At 72.8% G+C, this 17,863-nt stretch carries 20 protein-coding genes; 9 read left to right on the top strand and 11 right to left on the bottom strand.

The features are described 5' to 3' along the window. Nucleotides 1–89 precede the first annotated feature (89 nt). Both I8N68_RS04760 and I8N68_RS04755 read right to left on the bottom strand, forming a co-directional pair. On the bottom strand, nucleotides 90–653 hold the full coding sequence (locus I8N68_RS04760) for a VanZ family protein (protein ID WP_200208231.1): 564 nt from the start codon (nucleotides 651–653) through the stop codon (nucleotides 90–92). Nucleotides 654–662: 9 nt separating this feature from the next. After that, on the bottom strand, nucleotides 663–1,817 hold the full coding sequence (locus tag I8N68_RS04755; protein ID WP_200208229.1) for an FAD-dependent monooxygenase: 1,155 nt from the start codon (nucleotides 1,815–1,817) through the stop codon (nucleotides 663–665). A 102-nt stretch (nucleotides 1,818–1,919) separates the two neighbouring features. Between I8N68_RS04755 and I8N68_RS04750 the strand changes: the two genes are divergently transcribed. After that, the gene (locus I8N68_RS04750; RefSeq protein WP_200208213.1) at nucleotides 1,920–2,498 is read left to right on the top strand and encodes a TetR/AcrR family transcriptional regulator; all 579 of its coding nucleotides are present in this window, start codon (nucleotides 1,920–1,922) and stop codon (nucleotides 2,496–2,498) included. A gap of 54 nt (nucleotides 2,499–2,552) precedes the next feature. Here the strand turns inward: I8N68_RS04750 and I8N68_RS04745 are convergent, their stop codons facing one another. The 4 genes from I8N68_RS04745 to I8N68_RS04730 form a co-directional block, all read right to left on the bottom strand. Then, nucleotides 2,553–3,455 carry a sulfurtransferase gene (locus I8N68_RS04745; protein ID WP_200208208.1) on the bottom strand — a complete coding sequence of 301 codons (903 nt, stop codon included), beginning with the start codon at nucleotides 3,453–3,455 and terminating at the stop codon, nucleotides 2,553–2,555. Nucleotides 3,456–3,601: 146 nt separating this feature from the next. Beyond that, nucleotides 3,602–6,541: a hypothetical protein gene (locus I8N68_RS04740; RefSeq protein ID WP_200208201.1), complete on the bottom strand. Its 2,940-nt coding sequence runs from the start codon at nucleotides 6,539–6,541 to the stop codon at nucleotides 3,602–3,604. Between the two features lie 140 nt (nucleotides 6,542–6,681). Continuing rightward, on the bottom strand, nucleotides 6,682–7,128 hold the full coding sequence (locus tag I8N68_RS04735; RefSeq protein WP_200208195.1) for an imidazolonepropionase-like domain-containing protein: 447 nt from the start codon (nucleotides 7,126–7,128) through the stop codon (nucleotides 6,682–6,684). A 3-nt stretch (nucleotides 7,129–7,131) separates the two neighbouring features. Beyond that, the gene (locus I8N68_RS04730; protein ID WP_200208193.1) at nucleotides 7,132–7,899 is read right to left on the bottom strand and encodes an SGNH/GDSL hydrolase family protein; all 768 of its coding nucleotides are present in this window, start codon (nucleotides 7,897–7,899) and stop codon (nucleotides 7,132–7,134) included. A gap of 230 nt (nucleotides 7,900–8,129) precedes the next feature. Between I8N68_RS04730 and I8N68_RS04725 the strand changes: the two genes are divergently transcribed. After that, nucleotides 8,130–9,671: a gluzincin family metallopeptidase gene (locus I8N68_RS04725; RefSeq protein WP_200208970.1), complete on the top strand. Its 1,542-nt coding sequence runs from the start codon at nucleotides 8,130–8,132 to the stop codon at nucleotides 9,669–9,671. Nucleotides 9,672–9,811: 140 nt separating this feature from the next. Here the strand turns inward: I8N68_RS04725 and I8N68_RS04720 are convergent, their stop codons facing one another. The 4 genes from I8N68_RS04720 to I8N68_RS04705 form a co-directional block, all read right to left on the bottom strand. Continuing rightward, nucleotides 9,812–10,975: a TolB-like translocation protein gene (locus I8N68_RS04720; RefSeq protein WP_200208191.1), complete on the bottom strand. Its 1,164-nt coding sequence runs from the start codon at nucleotides 10,973–10,975 to the stop codon at nucleotides 9,812–9,814. Next, a complete protein-coding gene (locus I8N68_RS04715) occupies nucleotides 10,972–11,502 on the bottom strand; it encodes a SigE family RNA polymerase sigma factor (protein WP_200208188.1) in 531 nt (176 codons plus the stop codon). The genes I8N68_RS04720 and I8N68_RS04715 overlap by 4 nt, the downstream gene beginning before the upstream one ends. A gap of 103 nt (nucleotides 11,503–11,605) precedes the next feature. Beyond that, nucleotides 11,606–11,953 (bottom strand): hypothetical protein, encoded by a 348-nt coding sequence (locus tag I8N68_RS04710; protein WP_200208938.1) that lies wholly within the window; start codon nucleotides 11,951–11,953, stop codon nucleotides 11,606–11,608. A 2-nt stretch (nucleotides 11,954–11,955) separates the two neighbouring features. Further along, entirely contained in the window at nucleotides 11,956–12,147 is a 192-nt protein-coding gene (locus I8N68_RS04705) for a hypothetical protein (RefSeq protein WP_200208186.1), read from the bottom strand. A gap of 219 nt (nucleotides 12,148–12,366) precedes the next feature. Here I8N68_RS04705 and I8N68_RS04700 point away from each other — a divergent pair, with 219 nt between their 5' ends. After that, nucleotides 12,367–13,170: a helix-turn-helix domain-containing protein gene (locus I8N68_RS04700; RefSeq protein ID WP_200208183.1), complete on the top strand. Its 804-nt coding sequence runs from the start codon at nucleotides 12,367–12,369 to the stop codon at nucleotides 13,168–13,170. Next, entirely contained in the window at nucleotides 13,161–13,343 is a 183-nt protein-coding gene (locus I8N68_RS04695) for a DUF397 domain-containing protein (RefSeq protein ID WP_200208179.1), read from the top strand. The genes I8N68_RS04700 and I8N68_RS04695 overlap by 10 nt, the downstream gene beginning before the upstream one ends. A 44-nt stretch (nucleotides 13,344–13,387) precedes the next feature. Here the strand turns inward: I8N68_RS04695 and I8N68_RS04690 are convergent, their stop codons facing one another. Continuing rightward, complete coding sequence (locus I8N68_RS04690; protein WP_200208174.1) at nucleotides 13,388–14,134, bottom strand: SDR family oxidoreductase; 747 nt, start codon at nucleotides 14,132–14,134, stop codon at nucleotides 13,388–13,390. On the opposite strand from I8N68_RS04690, the gene I8N68_RS04685 reads away from it, so the two are divergent. The 5 genes from I8N68_RS04685 (at nucleotide 14,122) to I8N68_RS04665 (ending at nucleotide 17,800) form a co-directional block, all read left to right on the top strand. After that, complete coding sequence (locus tag I8N68_RS04685; RefSeq protein WP_200208171.1) at nucleotides 14,122–14,337, top strand: hypothetical protein; 216 nt, start codon at nucleotides 14,122–14,124, stop codon at nucleotides 14,335–14,337. The genes I8N68_RS04690 and I8N68_RS04685 overlap by 13 nt on opposite strands. 71 nt (nucleotides 14,338–14,408) lie before the next feature. Next, nucleotides 14,409–16,178, top strand: a complete 1,770-nt coding sequence (locus I8N68_RS04680; RefSeq protein ID WP_200208169.1) for a proline--tRNA ligase — start codon at nucleotides 14,409–14,411, stop codon at nucleotides 16,176–16,178. A gap of 55 nt (nucleotides 16,179–16,233) precedes the next feature. After that, complete coding sequence (locus tag I8N68_RS04675) at nucleotides 16,234–16,653, top strand: CBS domain-containing protein (protein WP_200208167.1); 420 nt, start codon at nucleotides 16,234–16,236, stop codon at nucleotides 16,651–16,653. A gap of 68 nt (nucleotides 16,654–16,721) precedes the next feature. Next, nucleotides 16,722–17,147 (top strand): SufE family protein, encoded by a 426-nt coding sequence (locus I8N68_RS04670; protein WP_200208165.1) that lies wholly within the window; start codon nucleotides 16,722–16,724, stop codon nucleotides 17,145–17,147. 20 nt (nucleotides 17,148–17,167) lie between these two features. Beyond that, entirely contained in the window at nucleotides 17,168–17,800 is a 633-nt protein-coding gene (locus tag I8N68_RS04665) for a DsbA family oxidoreductase (protein WP_200208163.1), read from the top strand. Nucleotides 17,801–17,863: the final 63 nt, after the last annotated feature.

Below are 17,863 nucleotides of genomic sequence, written 5' to 3'. Positions count from 1 at the left end.
ACCGGTGGGCGCGGCGCTCGCCGGGCTGGCCGGGGCGGCCTACGGGGTGGCGCCGGTGGTGGGCGCCGCGGCGCTGGTGTTCGCGCTGGTCACACTGCTGGCGTGGCGGGCACTGCGGCGGGGGCGGGACGCGGTCGCGCCCACCAGGGCCGGGACAGCAGGCCGGCCAGAGCCGCTCCGGTCGCGTTGAGCAGCACGTCGTCCACCGAGGAGACCCGGCCCAGGTCGAGCGCGTACTGCAGCGACTCGACCAGCACGGAGGCGGCGGCGCCGAGCAGGAAGAGCCGGCCGACGCCGGCCAGGGCCGCGGCGCGTACCGGGGCCAGGAAACCCAGCGCGGCAAAGACCAGCAGGTTGCCGACCACCTGGACCACGACGGTGCTCGGCGGGCCGACCTGGACCAGGTCGGCGAGGTCCCGCAGGGGCACCGGCTTGAGTTCGCGCGGTGCGGCGCGGGGCGTGAGGATCATCCACACCCAGGGCAGCGTCCCGGCGACCGCGCCCACCTCGGCGACGCTGCGCCACCAGGCGTCGGCCCGGCTCCGCGCGTCCCGGCGGTGGCGGGCGAGCAGCGCGGTGAGCAGCACCGTCACCGGCAGCGCGACCAGCGTGGCGAGCAGCACGTCGCCCCAGTCCCGCCACACCTGCACCATTGGGGCAGCCTAGCCGGGCCGGTGGGTCAGTCCGGCGAGACGCAGGGCGACCCGGTGCCGGGCCGGTGGCAGCAGGGAGGCCCCGCGGAGCAGCAGATCGCGCAGCGGACGGCCGGCCGCCGGCACGGTGGCCAGCCGGGTCAGCCGGTCGGCGAAGCCGGCCACCTCCTCGGCGAGCGGCCGGCGCGCCGCGGCGTAGCCGTCGAGGAGCGTGTCGGGGCGGCCGGCGAGCACCTCGGCGAGCGTGTCGCCGAGCGCGACCGCGTCGCAGATGCCGAGGTTCATCCCCTGCCCGCCGGCCGGGCTGTGCACGTGCGCCGAGTCGCCCGCGAGCAGCACCGGACCGGCTCGGAACGTCTCGGCCACCCGGTGGTGGATGCGGAACCGGGAGCCCCAGAGCAGCTCGGTCACCCGGTCCGGCCGCCGGACCGGGCCGCGCTCGTCCAGCAGCGCCTGCAACCGCGCCGCGTCCGGGTCGCGCGGGGCGTCCGGCACGGTCGCCACCAGGCGGACCACGCCGTCCGGCAGGGGCGCCCAGACCAGCGGCCCCTGCCCGGCGAGGAAGAGCGCGACCTGGTCCCGGGGCAGCGCGCTCTCCACCCGGACGTCCGCGAGCAGGAACGACTCCCCCGGGTCGGCCGGGCCGCCGAACCGGATGCCGGCCAGCTCACGCACCCTGCTGTGCATGCCGTCCGCGCCGACCACCCAGCGGGCGCGGACCGTCTCCCCGCCGGCGAAACGGACGGTGGCGCCGTCGCCGTCGGGGGTCAGGCCGGTCATCTCGTACGGCCGGAGCACCCGGCCGCCCCGCGCGGCCAGCCGCTCGGCGAGCACCGCCTCGGTCTCCGTCTGGGACACCATCAGTGCGTACCGGTAGGGGGACGGCAGCGTGCGGAACGGGACGCTAAGCAGCACCCGGTCCCGGTCCCGGACGGTGAACCGCGTCGACGGGATGCCGCGGGCCACCAGCGGCGCCGCGGCGCCGATCCGCTCCAGCACGTCGAGGGTGTGGGCGTGCACGACGGCCGCCCGTGAGGTGACCGGCGGGCGGGCCAGCCGGTCGACGACTGTGGCCTCGACGCCGTGCCCGGCCAGGGTCGCGGCCACGGCCAGGCCGGTCGGCCCGGCCCCCACCACCAGGACGTCGGTGCGCTCGGGCAGCATGCTCCACCTCCGGTTTGCCAACGGACGTTTGCCAACGCCTGTTGACAACGCTAGGCCCGGGTCGCAGTTGATGTCAACGCTTGTTGGCCTACAGTCGTGGACATGACCGCCGTATCCCGCCCCCGCCGCTCCGACGCCACCCGCGCCGCGATCCTCCGGGCCGCCCGGGAACGCTTCGCCGCGGACGGGTACGACCGCGCCACCATCCGCGCCATCGCCGCCGACGCGCGGATCGACCCGTCGATGGTGATGCGTTACTACGGCAGCAAGGAGGGGCTCTTCGCGGCGGCGGCCGAGTTCGACCTGCGCCTGCCAGCGCTGGCCGCGGTACCCGCCGAGCAGCTCGGCGAGGTGCTGGTCCGGCACTTCCTGGACCGCTGGGAGGGGGACGAGACACTGGCGGCGCTGATCCGCACGGCCAGCACCAACCCGGGCGCCGCCGAGCGGATGCGCGGCATCTTCGCCGAGCAGATCGGCGCGGCGGTGGTCCGGCTCGGCACCGACCCGGCGACCGCCGCCCGCCGGGCCGGCCTGATCACCAGCCAGATCCTCGGTCTCGCCTTCACCCGCTACATCGTCCGGCTGCCCCCGATGGCCGAGGCGGCGCCGGAGGAGCTGGTGGCCTGGGTCGCCCCGACCATCCAGCGCTACCTGACCGGCCCCGTCCCCGCCTCGGCATGAGGACCGGCCGCGGTCACCCGAGGGTGGCCGCGGCCGGCTGCGGGCGGGCGGCGGTCAGTCGGCGAGACCGCCCGGCTGGTCGCCCTTCGCGACGGGGGCCCGGACCAGGTTGCCCCACTCGGTCCACGAGCCGTCGTAGTTGCGCACCTGCGGGTAGCCGAGCAGGTGGCGTAGCACGAACCAGGTGTGGCTGGACCGCTCGCCGATCCGGCAGTACGCCACCACGTCGTCGGACGGGCTCAGCCCGAGCTGGTCGGCGTAGATCGCGCGCAGCTCGTCAGCAGACTTGAAGGTGCCGTCGTCGTTCGCGGCGGACTTCCAGGGCTTGTTCACCGCGCCCGGGATGTGCCCACCGCGCAGCGCGCCCTCCTGCGGGTAGTCCGGCATGTGCAGCATCTCGCCGGTGTACTCGCCCGGCGAACGGACGTCGACCAGCGGCCGGCCGGCGGCGACGTGCGCCATCACCTGCTCGCGGTACGCCCGGATCGGCGCGTCGTCCCGCGCCGGCACCGGGTACTCGGCGCGGGGACGGGTCACCTTGTCCCGGGTCAGCTCCCGCCCCTCGGCGATCCACTTCTGCCGGCCGCCGTCGAGCAGCCGCACGTCGGGGTGGCCGAAGAGGGAGAAGACCCAGAGGGCGTACGCGGCCCACCAGTTGAAGTTGTCGCCGTAGAAGACCACCGTGTCGTTGCGGCCGATGCCCTTGGCGGCGCACAGCTCGGCGAAGCTCTTCGCGTCCAGGTAGTCCCGGGTCACCTGGTCGTTCAGCTCGGTGTGCCAGTCCACCTTGACGGCGCCCGGGAGGTGACCGGTGTCGTAGAGCAGCACGTCCTCGTCGGACTCCACCACGACGAGGCCCTCGTCGCCCAGGTGCTCGGCCAGCCACTCGGTGCTGACCAGCCGCTGCGGGTCGGCGTACGACTGGAGGCGGGGATTCGGATCGCTCGGCACAGGCATGATCTCCAAGGTACGCCGGATCGCGGCGCGACGGCCGGCCAACGGGGATCGGGGCCGGCGGATGTGGCGACCGGCACCTGACGCACGACGGGACCGGCCCACCACCCGCGCACGGGTGGTGGGCCGGTTCGGTCAGCCGTGCCTCGTCAGCCCTGCACCGCGAACCAGTAGTAGGCGTAGTCCGACCGGTTGCCGTCCTTGTCGACCGCGTACACCGAGATCGGGTACCAGCGGGCCTCGGTCGGAGTCAGGGTCACCGAGGCGGTGCCGTCGGCACCCGCCGGCACGGTCACCTCCGGCCCGTTGTCGAACTGGTAGACGTACGTCACCACGTCGGGCAGGCGCGGGGCGAAGGTGAAGACGCCCGGCACGCCCACCCCGCCGGCCGTCTCGCCGCTCGGGTAGGTCGTCGAGCTCACCGTGGGCGCCGTGCTCACCATGAACGCGTAGCTGGCCTCCGGCGACAGCTCACCCGAGGCCGAGCGGGCGCGCACGGTCAGGGTGTTCCGGAAGCCCCGGTCCGGGGTGACGGTGAGTTCCGCCGCCGTGCCGTCGTTCACCGCCACGGTCTGCTCCGGCCCGTCGTTGAGCCGGTAGACGAAACTGGTCGTGTCCGGCAGTTCGGAGCTGAACCGGAAGCCGCCCGGCACGCCGATCCCGCCCTGCGGGTCGTACTCGTTGTACAGGTACGAGATGATCGTCGGCTTCGGGTCGCGCACGGTGAACGCGTACTCGCGCGGCTGGGTCACGGTGCCGTCGCCGGTCACCCCGCGCACGGTCACCATCTGCCAGCCGGACCGCTCGGGCGTCCAGGTGATCGAGGCGGTGCCGTCCGCCGCCGCGTCGACGGTCTTCTCCTCCTCGCCGTAGAACGAGTAGAGGTACCGGACCACGTCCGGCCGCTGGGGGCGGAAGGTGAAGACGCCGGCGACGCCGGGCAGGCCGCTGCTGGCGTCCTGCGGGTACTCCGCCGACGCCACCAGCGGCGCGTCGTTGACCAGGAAGGTGTACGTCCGTTCGGCCGACACCGTGCCGTCCCCGGTCACGCTGCGGACGGCCAGGGTGTGCGTCCCGCCCTGGTCCGGCGTCCAGGTCACCGAGGCGTTGCCGGTGCCGTCGGCGCCGACGCCCTGCTCGGCCCCGCCGTCGAAGCGGTACCGGAACTCCACGGTCTCGGGCACCTCGGAGCTGAACCGGAACTCGCCGGGCTGGCCGGGGCCGCCGGCGTAGTAGCTGTCGTTGTAGAGGATGCCGTAGATGCCCGGCAGCAGGTCCCGCACGGTGAAGGACCAGGTGGCCGGGTCGGACTCGGTGCCGTCGCGGCTGACGCTCCACACCGCGAGCGTCACCCAGCCGGCCTCCTTCGGCGCCCAGGTCACCGAGGCGGTGCCGTCCGCGTTCGCCTGGACGGTGCCCGTCTCCGCACCGAAGGAGTAGCGGTAGCTGACGGTGTCGGGCAGCCGTGGGGTGAAGGTGAAGACCCCGGGCACGCCCTGGCCGCCGCCGTAGCCGTACTCCTCGTAGACGGTCGCCGAGATCTTCGGCTCGGTCAGCAGCTGGAAGGACCGCTGCGCGGTGGCCTCCACCCCGTCGGCGGTGACGCTGGTGACGGAGAGCGTCCGGTAGCCGCCCCGGGTGGCGGTGACGGTCAGCGAGGCGGTGCCGTCGGCGTTGGCGTCGACGGTCTGCTCCGGGTCGCCGTCCAGGCGGAAGCGGTAGCGGACCACCCCGTCCATCCGCGGCCGGACGGCGAACGTGGTCGGCACGCCGATCTCGGTGAGGTTGCCGTCGACGATCGGCGAGACGTCGCTGGTGAAGAAGTCGTACGAGGTCTCCGCCGAGCGGTTCCCGGCCGCGTCCAGGCTCCAGGCCTGGAGGTAGTTGATGCCGACCCGGGGGGTCAGCGTGACCGTGGCGTTGCCGCCCGGCCGGTCCGCCGCGACCGTCTTCGCACCGGACTGGTTCAGCGAGTACGTGAAGCCGACGGCGTCCGCGGCCCCGTTGGCACCGAAGGTGAACTCACCGGGCAGCGCGGGCTTCGCGCCACCGGCCTCGGGGAAGTCGGTGGAGGTGACCGTCGGCGGGGTGGCCGGGCCCTCGTAGTCGGTGCGGAAGTAGCAGATCGTGCTCCAGTCGCCGGTGGCCCGGCTGTCCGCGGCGCGCATCTGCCAGGCGTACGTCCGGTCGTGCTGGAACAGGTCGTAGCTGAACCGGCCGACGGCCCGTTCGCCGTCGCGGGCGGTGTCTGTCCGCTCGATCCGGGCCTCCGGCTGGTCGACCGGCCAGAGCGCGACGGTGGCGGTGAGCTGGTCGGTGCCACCGCTGTCGTTGCGGTCCTTGTCGTGCAGGATCGCCGACAGGCCCACGTCGCCCCGCCGGACCAGCTGGTACGGCTCGGCGGTGCAGGCTGTGCCGGACGTCTGGAGGTCGGTCGGCACGCCGGGCCGGAAGTTGTGGTCGACGGAGAGGCCGACCTTGCTGGCGTACTTCCGAGCCAGGGCCGGGTCCTGCTCCGCGCCGGCGGCGATCCGCAGCGACAGGGTGAGGGTGGACTTACCCTCGGCGAGCGCCTGACGCAGCCCCTCGGTGGCGTCGAAGCCCACGTAGGGCGCCGGGCAGCCGGCGTAGTCGGGCAGCTTCGTGGTGTGGAGCTTCGCCAGGTCGGCCGGGGGCTTCGTCCAGCTCGACCGGGAGGTGTACGGGCCGGTGCGCCACAACTCCACCTCGGGACGTTTCGTGCAGTCCCCCGCCGCGGTCTCCTTGGCGTCGAACTTGGCGCCCTCAATGTCCGCGCCACGGTAGCGGGAGATGTCGAAGGTGAAGTAGGCCCGCGAGGTGTGCGTGCGACCCTTGTCGTCCACCCAGGACCCGACCGGCACGTCACCGGCCTGATCGATGATGGTCTCCTTAGGCTCCTGAGAGTCGGTCCAGGCCCAGGACGTGTTCGTTTCGTAGCGCACGTCGTATGCGGCGGCCGGCGCGGCGGTCGTGACGACCGTACCGGCGGCGACCAGCATGGACAGTGCGGCGGCCAGCAGAGGTCGTCCGCCTGTTTTGGACGAATTCGTGCCAGGTATGAGGGTCATCCCTCATCCACCTTTCCCCGATTGTCCCCCGTGCTCGATCGACGGGGGCAGCGGATGTTAACCGTCGGGGGAGACATTCGGCGATCCCGATTCGCGCGGGTACCCGAAAATGGCCCTTTCCGGCCACTGGGGACGGACCGTCAGGCGCGGCGGTGCACCAGCCGGCCGGCCACCACGGTGGCCAGGCAGCCGCCGTCGGCGGCGAAGACGGCCAGGTCCGCCCGCCCGTCCGGCGCCAGCGCGGGCGGCCGGGGAGAGCCCAGCAGCGCGACACCGTTACGCACGGCCGCGGCACGCAGCTCCGGGTCGGTCACCTGCGCGGCGAGGACCGCGCCGACCCCGAGCCGGAACAGCGCGTGCACCCGCTCCCGCGGGGTGGGCGCGGGCGGCAACGGCCCGTCGTGCACCAGCGCCGGCCCGAGGGTGCCGGCCCAGCGCCGCACCCGCGCCTGCGGGTACGCGCGGACCAGTTCGTCCAGCGACCCGAGCGCGGCGATCCGGTCGCCGTCGACCAGGACCGCCCCGTCGCGGGTCGGCTCCTCGTCGAGGGTGCGCCGCAGCAGCGGCGCGGCGTGCAGGGTGCGCACCGGTCAGTCGGTGAGCGGGCCGAGGGACGGACGCTTCGCGGTGACGGTGTCGCCGGAGGAGCGGCCGGTCAGCCGGCGCTTGATCCAGGGCGCCAGGTGCCGGCCCGCCCAGCGCAGGTCGGCGGCCCGCGCGGCCAGCCACGGGGTGGGCGCCGGGTGCGGCGGGACCATCAGCCAGTCCTCGTCGCAGCCGACGCCGAGCGCGGTCAGCACCTGCCCGGCGACCCGCCGGTGCCCGGCGGCCGACAGGTGCAGCCGGTCGGTGCTCCAGAGCATCGGGTTGAGGTAGGTGTCGTCGGCGTATAGGTCGACCAGGATGGCCCCGTGCCGCTCCGCGACCTCACCGACCACGCGGTTGAGCAGCGTCACGCGCGGTGCCACGAGGCGCTGGCCGGGTAGCCGGGCCATCACGTCGGCGAACCGGAAGAGGATCACGTCCGCCCCGCCCGAGCGCAATTCGGCCACCACGTCGTCGAAGCGGGCGACGAACGAGTCCGGGTCGAACGTCCGGCGCAGCACGTCGTTGCCACCGGCGGCGAAGCTGATCAGGTCGGGCTTCATGGCCAGCGCCGCGGGCACCTGCTCGGCGACCACGCTGGGGAAGAGCCGACCCCGGATCGCCAGGTTGGCGTAGCCGAAGTCCGGGCCGGCCTCGGCGGCGAGCCGGGTGGCCACCAGGTCCGCCCACCCGCGGTACGTGCCGTCCGGATAGGCGTCGTCCATGCCCTCGGTGAAGCTGTCGCCCACCGCCACGAAACTGCGCCAGCGCACCTGCTGCCCTCCGGTTCCCGGAATCCCATCGGTGCCGGCCATTCTGGCACCGCAGCTGGCCGCCGGGCGCGCAGGCCGCGTACGGACGTGGCGTGGCCCACGCCCCCGACGGGTGTCCCGGGGCAGAAATTCGGACGCTCGGGTGGAAATAATGACGCGGCATCCCAATCGGGGGCGGTCCGGAGTGGACGCGGCCCCCGATCCGCCGGACCCGAGCGAGGACGCACGCCATGACCGAGGGACCGCCCCCTGTTCCCCCACCGGGACACCCCGGGCCGTACGCCCCACCGCCCGCCGGCCCGCCCGCCCACTCGCCGCTGGTCGGCCCGTACGGCCCACCCGCGCCGTACGGGCTGCCGCCCTACCCGCCACCGGGGCCGTACGCTCCGCCGCCGGCACCGGGCCGGCGGTCCCGGCGCGGCCTCTGGATCGGGCTCGGCGCGGCCGCCCTGGCCCTGGCCCTGTGCGCGGTGGGCTCGCTCGTCGGGCTGAAGTTGTACCTCGACGAGCGGAACAATGCCTCGGCCGCCGCGCTCGACGACACGTACAACGCGATCAGGCAGGAGAAGATCGAGGCGCTGCTGGCCGCGCACACCACAGCGCTCACGAAACGGGACGAGAAGGCGTTCGTCGCGCCGTTCGACCCGACGACGAAGGGCCTGGTCGCGGAGCAGACCAGTCTGTACCGGAACCTGAGCAAGCTGCCGCTCGCCGACGTCCGCTTCACGTACCTCACCAAAGGCGACATCCGGCCCGTGGGCGGCGGGCACGAGGTCGACGTGACGGTGGCGTTCGTGCACCGGTTCGACGGCTTCGATCTCGGCCCGGTCGAGGAGTGGTACCGGTGGACGATCGTCCAGACCGACCGGGAGGCCCCGCTGAAGGTCACCCGGGCCGGCGGCTTCCCGGAGGAGCGCAAGCGGGACGCGATCACCCACTACCCGGCCCCGTGGGACAAGTGGCGGAGCATCCACGTCGAGCGGACGCCGCACACGCTGCTGATCATCGACTCGTCGCTGCGGGCGGCGGCGCAGCGGTACGCCCCGACCGCCGAGCAGGCCGCGGTGGCCGACCTGGCCGCCTGGCGGGCCGGCGGGGTGAGCGCCAAGGTGCCGCCGGGCTTCGTCATCTCCCTGGTCAAGGGTCGTACCGAGCTGGGTTCCCTCTACCGGACCACGAAGGAGACCCCCACCGAGTCCGGGGTCGCGATCCCGGTACCGCCGGAGGGTGTGCTCCACAGCGACAAGAAGAGCCCCGTGGTCGGGGCCACCCGAGTGGTGATCGACGTCCGCGACGCGTACCACTTCACTAGGGGCACCCGCGAGCGGCAGCTGAACCTCTTCCGGCACGAGATCGGCCACGCCCTGGTCGGCAACCTCACCGCCCGCGCCCCGGGCTCGTATCGGGTCGGCGAGCAGGAGACGTGGCTGGTCGAGGGGTTCGCGGAGTACCTGGGCCACGGCCGGAAGCCCTGGCTGACCAGCGAGCGTACGGCCGACTCCCGGGCGGTGATCCGGGAGATCGGCCTGCCGCGCTCGCTGCCGAACGGCCCGGCCTGGGACCTGGAGGGCCGGGTCGGCTACCACTACTGGCTGGGCCACTCGGCCATCGGCTACCTCGTCGAGCGGTACGGGGAGCAGAAGATGTTCCAGCTCGTGGCCGAGCACTACTGCAGCAGGAAGATCGGAGAGGTGACGCAGGACGTCCTCGGGGTGTCGTACGAGGAGTTCGAGAAGGCGTGGCTCGCCTACCTCAAGACCGAGGTGCGCTGAGCGCGGGCAGAGCGTGGGGCCACCGCCGGTGGCGGCGAGCAGCGCTGATCCTCAACAGCATGCGGGCCCCCAGCGCCGAGCGCTGGGGGCCTCCGTCATGCCGGGACCGGTTCACCCCCGACCATCTGTCGACCGCTCGCCTAGCCGGCGACCCCGAGGATCTGCATGTCCTTCAGGATGTCCGGTTCGGCGATCTCGGAGACTTTCCGACCGTCTCCGTCGATCAGCACCAGGGCGAAGCCCTTTCCGGAGGCCACCCGGGCCACCAGCCTCCCGTCGGCCTGGAAGTACGCCTGGCGCAGTTCCCGCCCGCCGAGCGGCAACCCGACCTCATTGCCGGTGCGGGTGTTGAGCACCACGTTGGCGTCGAGTTCCCGGGCGACGTCCCCTGACGGCACGTCTGGCCCGCGCCGGTACAGCGCGATCCGGTCACCCTCCGGGGAGAGGCTGGCCACGTCGAAGCAGTCGTACCGGGCGGTCCCGCCGAGCTTCGGAATGAACCACTGTCCGATGCCGTCCGGCGCCGTCATGGTGACCCGTCCTGCGGAGCCGTCCGGAAAGGCGAACACCTTCCCGTTGGCCGACCAGAGCGGGTGGCAGCCGATGAGTTTGCCCACCGCGGTGAACGTGTTCGAGGCCAGGTTCAGTACGCCCCGCCGGCCCGCGCCCGGGCTGGCCGGGTCGACGAGCGCCAGCGCCAGCCGCTTGGAGTCCGGGGACCAGGTGGGCCCCCAGCAGTCGCCCTCCACCCCGGCGCGCACCTTGCGCCGCCCGGAACCGTTGACGTCCGCGACCCAGAGGTTGGCGTTCCGATCCACCCAGGCCACCCGCTCGCCGTCTGGCGAGACGGCCGCGTTGGCCAGCGCCGACGTGCGCGGGACGCTGAGCAGGTCCACCGGTACGCCGCCAGGCTTCCAGGAGCGCAGTCGCGCCGTGGTCGCAGACGAGTTGTCGGGTGCCGGGCCGTAGAAGACCCGGCCGATCGTCGCGGTCGCCGCCGGTTCCGAGGTGGTGGTCGCCGGGGGGCTCGCGCTCAGCTCCGGCGTCGGGGTCACCTCGACCGGGGGCCAGCTCGCGGTGAGGGAGGGGCCGGCGGGGGCGGGCGCGGGTGCCCCGCCGTCCGGGCGGATGGCGAAAGCCGTGCCGGTGGCGGCGGCGAGCAGCACCAGCGCGGCGGCCGAGGTGGCCACGGCCCGCTGGATGCCGAGCCGGCGGGAGGTACGCAGGGCCCGGTCCCGCAGGTCGACCGGGGTGACCTCGTCGGCCAGGTCGGCCAGGTCGAGCCGGAGGCGGTCGTCGTTCATCGGGCGCTTCCTTCCAGGACGTACAGCTCGGCGAGTTCCGGGGCGACGGTGCGCAGCTTGGCCAGGGCCTTCGAGGTCTGGCTCTTGACGGTGCCGACGGTGACGCCGAGCAGGTCGGCGGCCTCGGCCTCGGTGCGGTCCTCGAAGAACCGCAGGATCAGCACGGCGCGCTGCTTGGCGGAGAGCTTCGCCAGCGCGGCCCGCAGGGTCAGCCGGAGCGTGGTCTGCTGGGCGTGGTCGGCGGCCGAGTCGCTGCCACGTGGTTCCGGCAGGTCGCCCGGCATCGACTCGGGAACCCGGCGCCGCCGCCACCAGGAGACCTGAAGGTGGTACATGATCTTGCGGGTGTACGCCTCGGCGTTGCCGCTGTCGTGCAGCCGGCTCCAGGACCGGTGGGTCCGGGCCAGCGCCGACTGGACGAGGTCCTCGGCCAGGTGCTGGTCGCCGGTGAGCAGGTAGGCCGAGCGCAGGAGCGCGGGGGTCCGGTGACGGACGAACGAGTCGAACTCACTCAGCAGAGGGTCCACACGAGCCGATCCTTGGGGTGAGGTGGTGCATCATCCTGACGCCCCTCCAGACGTCACCCTCAGCCGCGGTGGTTGCCGTGCCTCGATGAGCAGTTCCGGCCGATCATTCGTCGCAGGTCGGAGGCTCGACCAACCCCTTCCGGTACGGACCCCAGGCAACGAACCGCTCGAACAGCTCGCGTGGGGTGGGGCCGTCGTGCGGGTTCAGCCGGAACAGGTCGTGGGTCGCCTCGTGATAGAGCCCGGACAGGTAGATGGCCAGGTCGACGGGGCTGTCGTCGTACTCGACCTTGAGGAGCAGCCGGGCCTCGGCGCACGGCCACGGCAGCCCGCAGGCCCGGCACACCCACAACGGCCGCAGCGGCAGGTGCGGCGGGTAACCCGGCGGGTACGGCCGCGGCCGGTCGGGGTACGGCCCGAGGCGGGGCACCGGAAGCTGACCGGAGGGCATCATCACCAGCGCCCTCCGTTGGCCCGCCACTCCTGCGCCCGGGTCAACCGGCCGGGACCCCCCGGCCGCATCGTCGGGAAGACCTTGGTCGGCTCGCACATCCACTCCGGCAGGTTGGCGCCCCGGACCCGGCGGGGCAGCGGCGGTGGCGGCACGGCCGTCCGGCACCGGAACCAGCGGAGCGCGTTGCGCATCTCGACCTCCTTCAGCAGTACGAGCCGGGGCCGCCCCTGCATCGGGGGGATTCACGGGCGGCCCCGCAGCGGGCCTGACGGAGGCGGCCCGCTGCGTGACAGTCTGCTGAGGACGGAACTACGCTCGGAAGGCATTCACGGCTGCCGTGGCAAGGCCGGGCTGGCCGTTCCGTCCCGGCGGTCCAGCTGTGGCGACGCCGGGAGAATCGTGGAGGAAGCGTGGAAGGTGAGCCGACCGCGGAGCTGATCCGAGCACAACTCCGGCGGCTACGGGTGAACGCCGAACTGAGCCAGGACGAGTTCGGGAAACTGGTCCACTTCTCCGGCTCCCAGGTGTCGGCCATCGAGCTGGGCCAACGGCCGCTCGACCGGTTCTTCCTCAAGCGGGCCGACGAGGTGCTGGGCACGGGCGGGCTGTTGACATCCCTGCTGAAACTGGCGGAACGCGACGGGCAGCCGAACTGGCTACGCCCCTGGCTTGAAGCCGAGCGGCAGGCGCAACAAATGCGCTGCTACCAGCCGACCCTGATTCCGGGCCTGCTACAGACGGAGAACTACGCCCGTGCGGTGATCAGATCCGCTGACACCCTGAGCGAAGACGAGGTCGAGCAGCGGCTCAGCGTCAGGTTGGATCGGCAGTGCATCCTCTCCCAGCCGAATCCTCCGCAGTTCGTAGCGGTCATCGAGGAAGCTGTCCTCCGCCGTGCGGACGAGGGCTTCAAAGGGATCATGGCCGAGCAGACGACTCACCTGCTGGAGTGCGCCGGGAGGCCACACATCAGCGTGCATGTCATCCCGGTCGAGGTCAGCGTGCACGTAGGACTGATCGGACCGTTCGTCCTCGGTAGGGACGCGAACGGCGGTTGGGTCGGTCACCTGGAAACTCAGCTCGGCGGCGTAGTGGTCGATAGAGATGAAGATCTAGCTATTCTGCTGTCGAGGTGGGAGAGCGTCCGCAACGAGGCCCTGTCCCGCCGACAGTCGATCGAGCTAATGAAGAAAGCGGTGACGTCATGGAGCTGATTGGCGCTACGTGGCGGAAATCCACCCGTAGCGGTCAAGGCGAGTGCGTCGAGGTGGCCGACAACCTGCCCGACGTCGTCGGCGTCCGCGACAGCAAGGACCCGACCGGCCCGGCCCTCACCTTCGCCCCCCACACCTGGCGCACCTTCATCGAGTACGCCAAGCGCCGCTGAGCTCCGGGCGAGCGTGGTGATGCCCCCGGTGCGGCCTCGCCGGGTCAGACGATCCCGCCGTTGACCCGGATGACCTGGCCGTTGATCCAGCGGGCGGGTCCGGCCAGGAACGCCACCACGGTGGCGATGTCGTCCGTGGTGCCCAGGCGCTCCAGCGGCGGCTGCGCGGCCATCCGGGCGATGGTCTCCTCGTCCTTGCCCTGAAGGAACAGGTCGGTGGCGGTCGGCCCGGGGGCGACGGCGTTGACGGTGATGTCCCGGCCGCGCAACTCCCGGGCCAGAACCCTGGTGAGCCCCTCGACGGCGCCCTTGCTGGCGATGTAGGCGGCGTAGGTGGGCAGGGCCAGTCCGAGCACCGAGGTGGAGAGGTTGATGATCGCCCCACCGGCGCGCAACCGGCGGGCGGCCTGCTGGTCGACGACGAACGTGCCGCGCACGTTGACGCGCTGCATCCGGTCGAACGCGTCGAGGTCGAAGTCGGCCAAGGGGGCGAGGATCATGATGCCGGCGCTGTTCACCACCACGTCGACGCCACCGAACGTCTGCTCGGCGGTGTCGAACATCGCGGCGACGGCAGTCTCGTCGGCGACGTCGGCCCCTACCGCGACCGCCCTGCCACCGGCGGTGGTGATGTCGGAGACGACCCGGTCGGCCTCGGCGGCGCTGCCGGCGTAGCCGACCACGACCGCGAACCCGTCGGCGGCGAGGCGTCGGGCGCTCTCGGCACCGATGCCGCGCGAACCGCCGGTGACGATCGCGACCCGGTCGGTGTGGGTGGTTGAAGTGGTCATGGTGGCCCTCCAGAGGCGCCCTCGCCCTCGACGGCTACTTCACCGTCGTCGGGCCGGCCCTCGCCTTCCCCGACACCGGCGACATAGTCGTCGACCTGACCGACCAGCTCACCGCATTCCACCGCCTCCTCCTGCCCGACCAGCCCTTGACCGAGGACTTCGCCCGCACGCTGATCGACAACCTCATCCGCGGACTGCGCTGACCACCGTGGCACGGCCACGCACCCGACGAATTGGATCGCCCTTCCCGTCGCGCCCGCCGTACGCTGCGCCAATGCTGCTGCGCATGTCGAACCTGCTGCTCCGGACCCTGCGCGAGGACCCGGCGGACGCGGAGGTGCCGAGCCACCGGCTGCTGGTCCGCGCCGGCTACGTCCGCCGCGCCGCACCCGGCGGCTACAGCTGGCTGCCGCTGGGCAAGCTGGTGCTGGACCGGGTCACCGAGATCATCCGCCAGGAGATGACCGCGATCGGCGACCAGGAGGTGCACTTCCCGGCGCTGCTGCCGGCGGAGCCGTACCGGACCAGCGGGCGGTGGACGGAGTACGGCGACGACATCTTCACCCTCGCCGACCGCAAGGGCGCCGAGCATCTGCTCGCCCCGACCCACGAGGAGCTGGCCGCGCTGCTGGTCAAGGATCTCTTCTCGTCGTACCGGGACTTCCCGGTGACGCTGTTCCAGGTCCAGACGAAGTTCCGGGACGAGGCCCGCCCCCGGGCCGGGCTGCTGCGCGGGCGCGAGTTCCTGATGAAGGACGCCTACTCGTTCGACCTGGACTCCGCCGGGCTCCAAGCGGCGTACGACCGGCACCGCGACGCCTACGAACGGGTCTTCACCCGGCTGGGGCTGGACTACACGGTGGTGCACGCGATGTCCGGGGCGATGGGCGGCTCGGCGTCGGAGGAGTTCCTGGCCGCCGCGCCGGTCGGCGAGGACAGCTTCGTCGGCTGCACCGCCTGCGACTACGCGGCGAACACCGAGGCGGTGCTGACCCGGGCCCCGGCGGCCGGCGATCCGGACGCGCACTCGGCGCTGACGGTGCACGACACCCCGGAGACGCCGACCATCGCCTCCCTGGTCGAGCTGGCGAACGCGCGCGGGCTCGGCGGGCGGCGGGACTGGACCGCCGCGGACACCCTGAAGAACGTGGTGCTCACCGTGCGCCGGCCGGGCGCCGAGGAGTCCGAGCTGCTGGTGATCGGGGTGCCCGGCGACCGGGAGGTCGACCTCAAGCGGGTCGAGGCGGCCGTGCACCCGGCCACCGTCGCGGTCTTCGACGACTGGGCCGCCCACCCGGAGCTGGTCCGCGGCTACATCGGGCCGCAGCTCCTGGAGAAGCTCGCCGTCCGCTACCTGGTCGATCCGCGGGTGGTCGCCGGCAGCGCGTGGCTGACCGGGGCGAACGAGCCGGGCCGGCATGCGGTCGACGTGGTCTGCGGGCGGGACTTCACGCCGGCGGGCACGATCGAGGCGGCCGAGGTGCGCCCCGGTGACGCGTGCCCGGCCTGCGCGACCGGCGAGCTGACCATGCGGCGGGGCATCGAGATCGGGCACATCTTCCAGTTGGGCCGCCGGTTCACCGACGCGTTCGCCGTCGACGTGCTCGGCCCGGCGGGCAAGCCGGTCCGGCCGACCATGGGCTGCTACGGCATCGGGGTGTCCCGGGCGGTGGCGGCGATCGCCGAGCAGCACCACGACGAGCGGGGTCTGGTGTGGCCGGCGGCGGTCGCGCCGTGCGACGTACACCTGGTGGCGGCCGGAAAGGGGCCGCAGCTCGATGCGGCGCTGGACCTCGGCGGACGCCTGGCCGCCGCGGGCCTGCGGGTGCTGGTCGACGACCGGACGCACGTCTCGGCCGGGGTGAAGTTCACCGACGCCGAGCTGATCGGCATCCCACGCACCGTCGTGGTCGGCCGCCGGCTCGCCGACGGGTACGTCGAGCTGCGCGACCGGGCCGGCGGCGAGCGGGTCGAGCTGCCGCTGGACGGTCTGGTCGAGCGGCTGGCCGGCGAGGCGCGCGCGGCGCGCGGCGACGGGGTGTAGCGGACGCGCCACGGGGTACCGCAGTCGGATCGACCGAGGTGTTTCGGAGGCTCTCATGTACCGGGTCAGCGACGTGATGACGAAGCAGGTGGTCTACCTGCCTGCGGAGACCACCCTGGACGAGGCAGCCAGGGTGATGAAGGAGTCCGACATCGGCGACGTGGTGGTCACCGATGGCGCCACCCTCGCCGGCATGCTGACCGACCGGGACATCGTGGTGCGGGCGGTGGCCGAACGCGCCGACCCGGGCGCCACCACGATCGGGTCGATCATCACCCGCGAGGTGGTGATGATCGAGCAGCACGCCACCGCCAGCGAGGCGGCCGCACTGATGCGCGAGCGCAACATCCGGCGGGTGCTGGTCTGCGACAACGACCGCAAGCTGGTCGGCATCGTCTCCCTGGGCGACCTGGCCATGCAGCTCGACCCGAACTCCGCCCTCAGCGACATCAGCGAGGCCGCCCCGAACATGTGACCCGGCCGACGCGGCGCCCACCGGCCGACCCCCGGTGGACGCCGCTTCGGCGGCGGTAGCCTGACGGGATGCCCGAGATGCCGACCAAGCTGGCCGAGATCGTCGACGAGTTCGCCGCCGCGCCCCGTGACGTGGTGCTGGAGATGCTCCTGGAGTACGCCGACGTCATCCCGCCGCTGCCGCCGGAGATCGACCGGGCGGGCATGGAGCAGGTGCCCGAGTGCCAGACGGCGTTCTTCCTGCGCGCCCAGGTCCAGCCGAACGGGACGGTGCTCACCTGGTTCGACTGCCCGCCGGAGGCGCCGACCACCCGCGCCTTCGCCGGCATCCTCGCCGACGGGCTGGCCGGCGCCAACGCCGAGCAGGTGCTGGCCGTGCCGGACGACCTCTACCAGCGGATGGGGCTGGCCCAGGCGATCAGCCCGCTGCGCGTACGCGGCGGCACGGCGATCCTGGCCCGGCTCAAGCGCCAGGTCCGGGAACAACTCGGCTGAGCTGGGCGTTCACCCCTGCCATGGAGATCGAGATCTACGCCGACGTGGTCTGCCCCTGGTGCTGGATCGGCAAGCGCCGGCTGGAGCAGGCGCTGGCGTCGTACGACGGTGAGGTGACCGTCCGGTACCGACCGTTCCAGCTCGACCCGACGCCGGTCACCGAGCCGAAGCCGCTGGTCGAGGCGCTGGGCGCCAAGTTCGGCGGCCGGGAGCGGGCCGAGGCGATGGCCACCCAGGTGACCCAGGTCGGGGCGAGCGTCGGGCTGGACATGCGGTTCGACCGTGCCGTGGCCGCCAACACCTTCGAGGCGCACCGGCTGATCCGGTTCGCCACCGAGCAGGGCCGGGCCACCGAGATGATCAACGCACTCTACCGGGCGCACTTCTCCGACGGCGTCGACGTCGGCTCGACGGACGCGCTGGTCAAGCTCGCCGCCGGGGTGGGCCTCGACGAGACCGAGGTCCGCGACTACCTGGAGTCCAACGCGGGCCGGCGCGAGGTCGCCGCCGACCTGGCCGCCGCGCACCAGATCGGGGTGACCAGCGTGCCCACCTTCGTGCTGGCCGGCAAGTACGCGGTCACCGGTGCGCAGGAGCCCGAGACGCTGCTTGCCGCCCTCCGCGAGGTCGAGCGGCTGGAGTCGGCCGTCTGACCGCCGGCCGGGCCGGCCTGCCCACATCGAGAAGCGTGATGTTTCACGTGCAACCACATCGAC

It is taken from the genome of Micromonospora coerulea, from assembly GCF_016598485.1.
GTDB classification, from domain to species: Bacteria; Actinomycetota; Actinomycetes; order Mycobacteriales; family Micromonosporaceae; genus Micromonospora; species Micromonospora coerulea.
The sequence above is the reverse complement of the archived record's forward strand: the minus strand, read 5'-3'. Positions and strand labels throughout refer to the sequence as shown.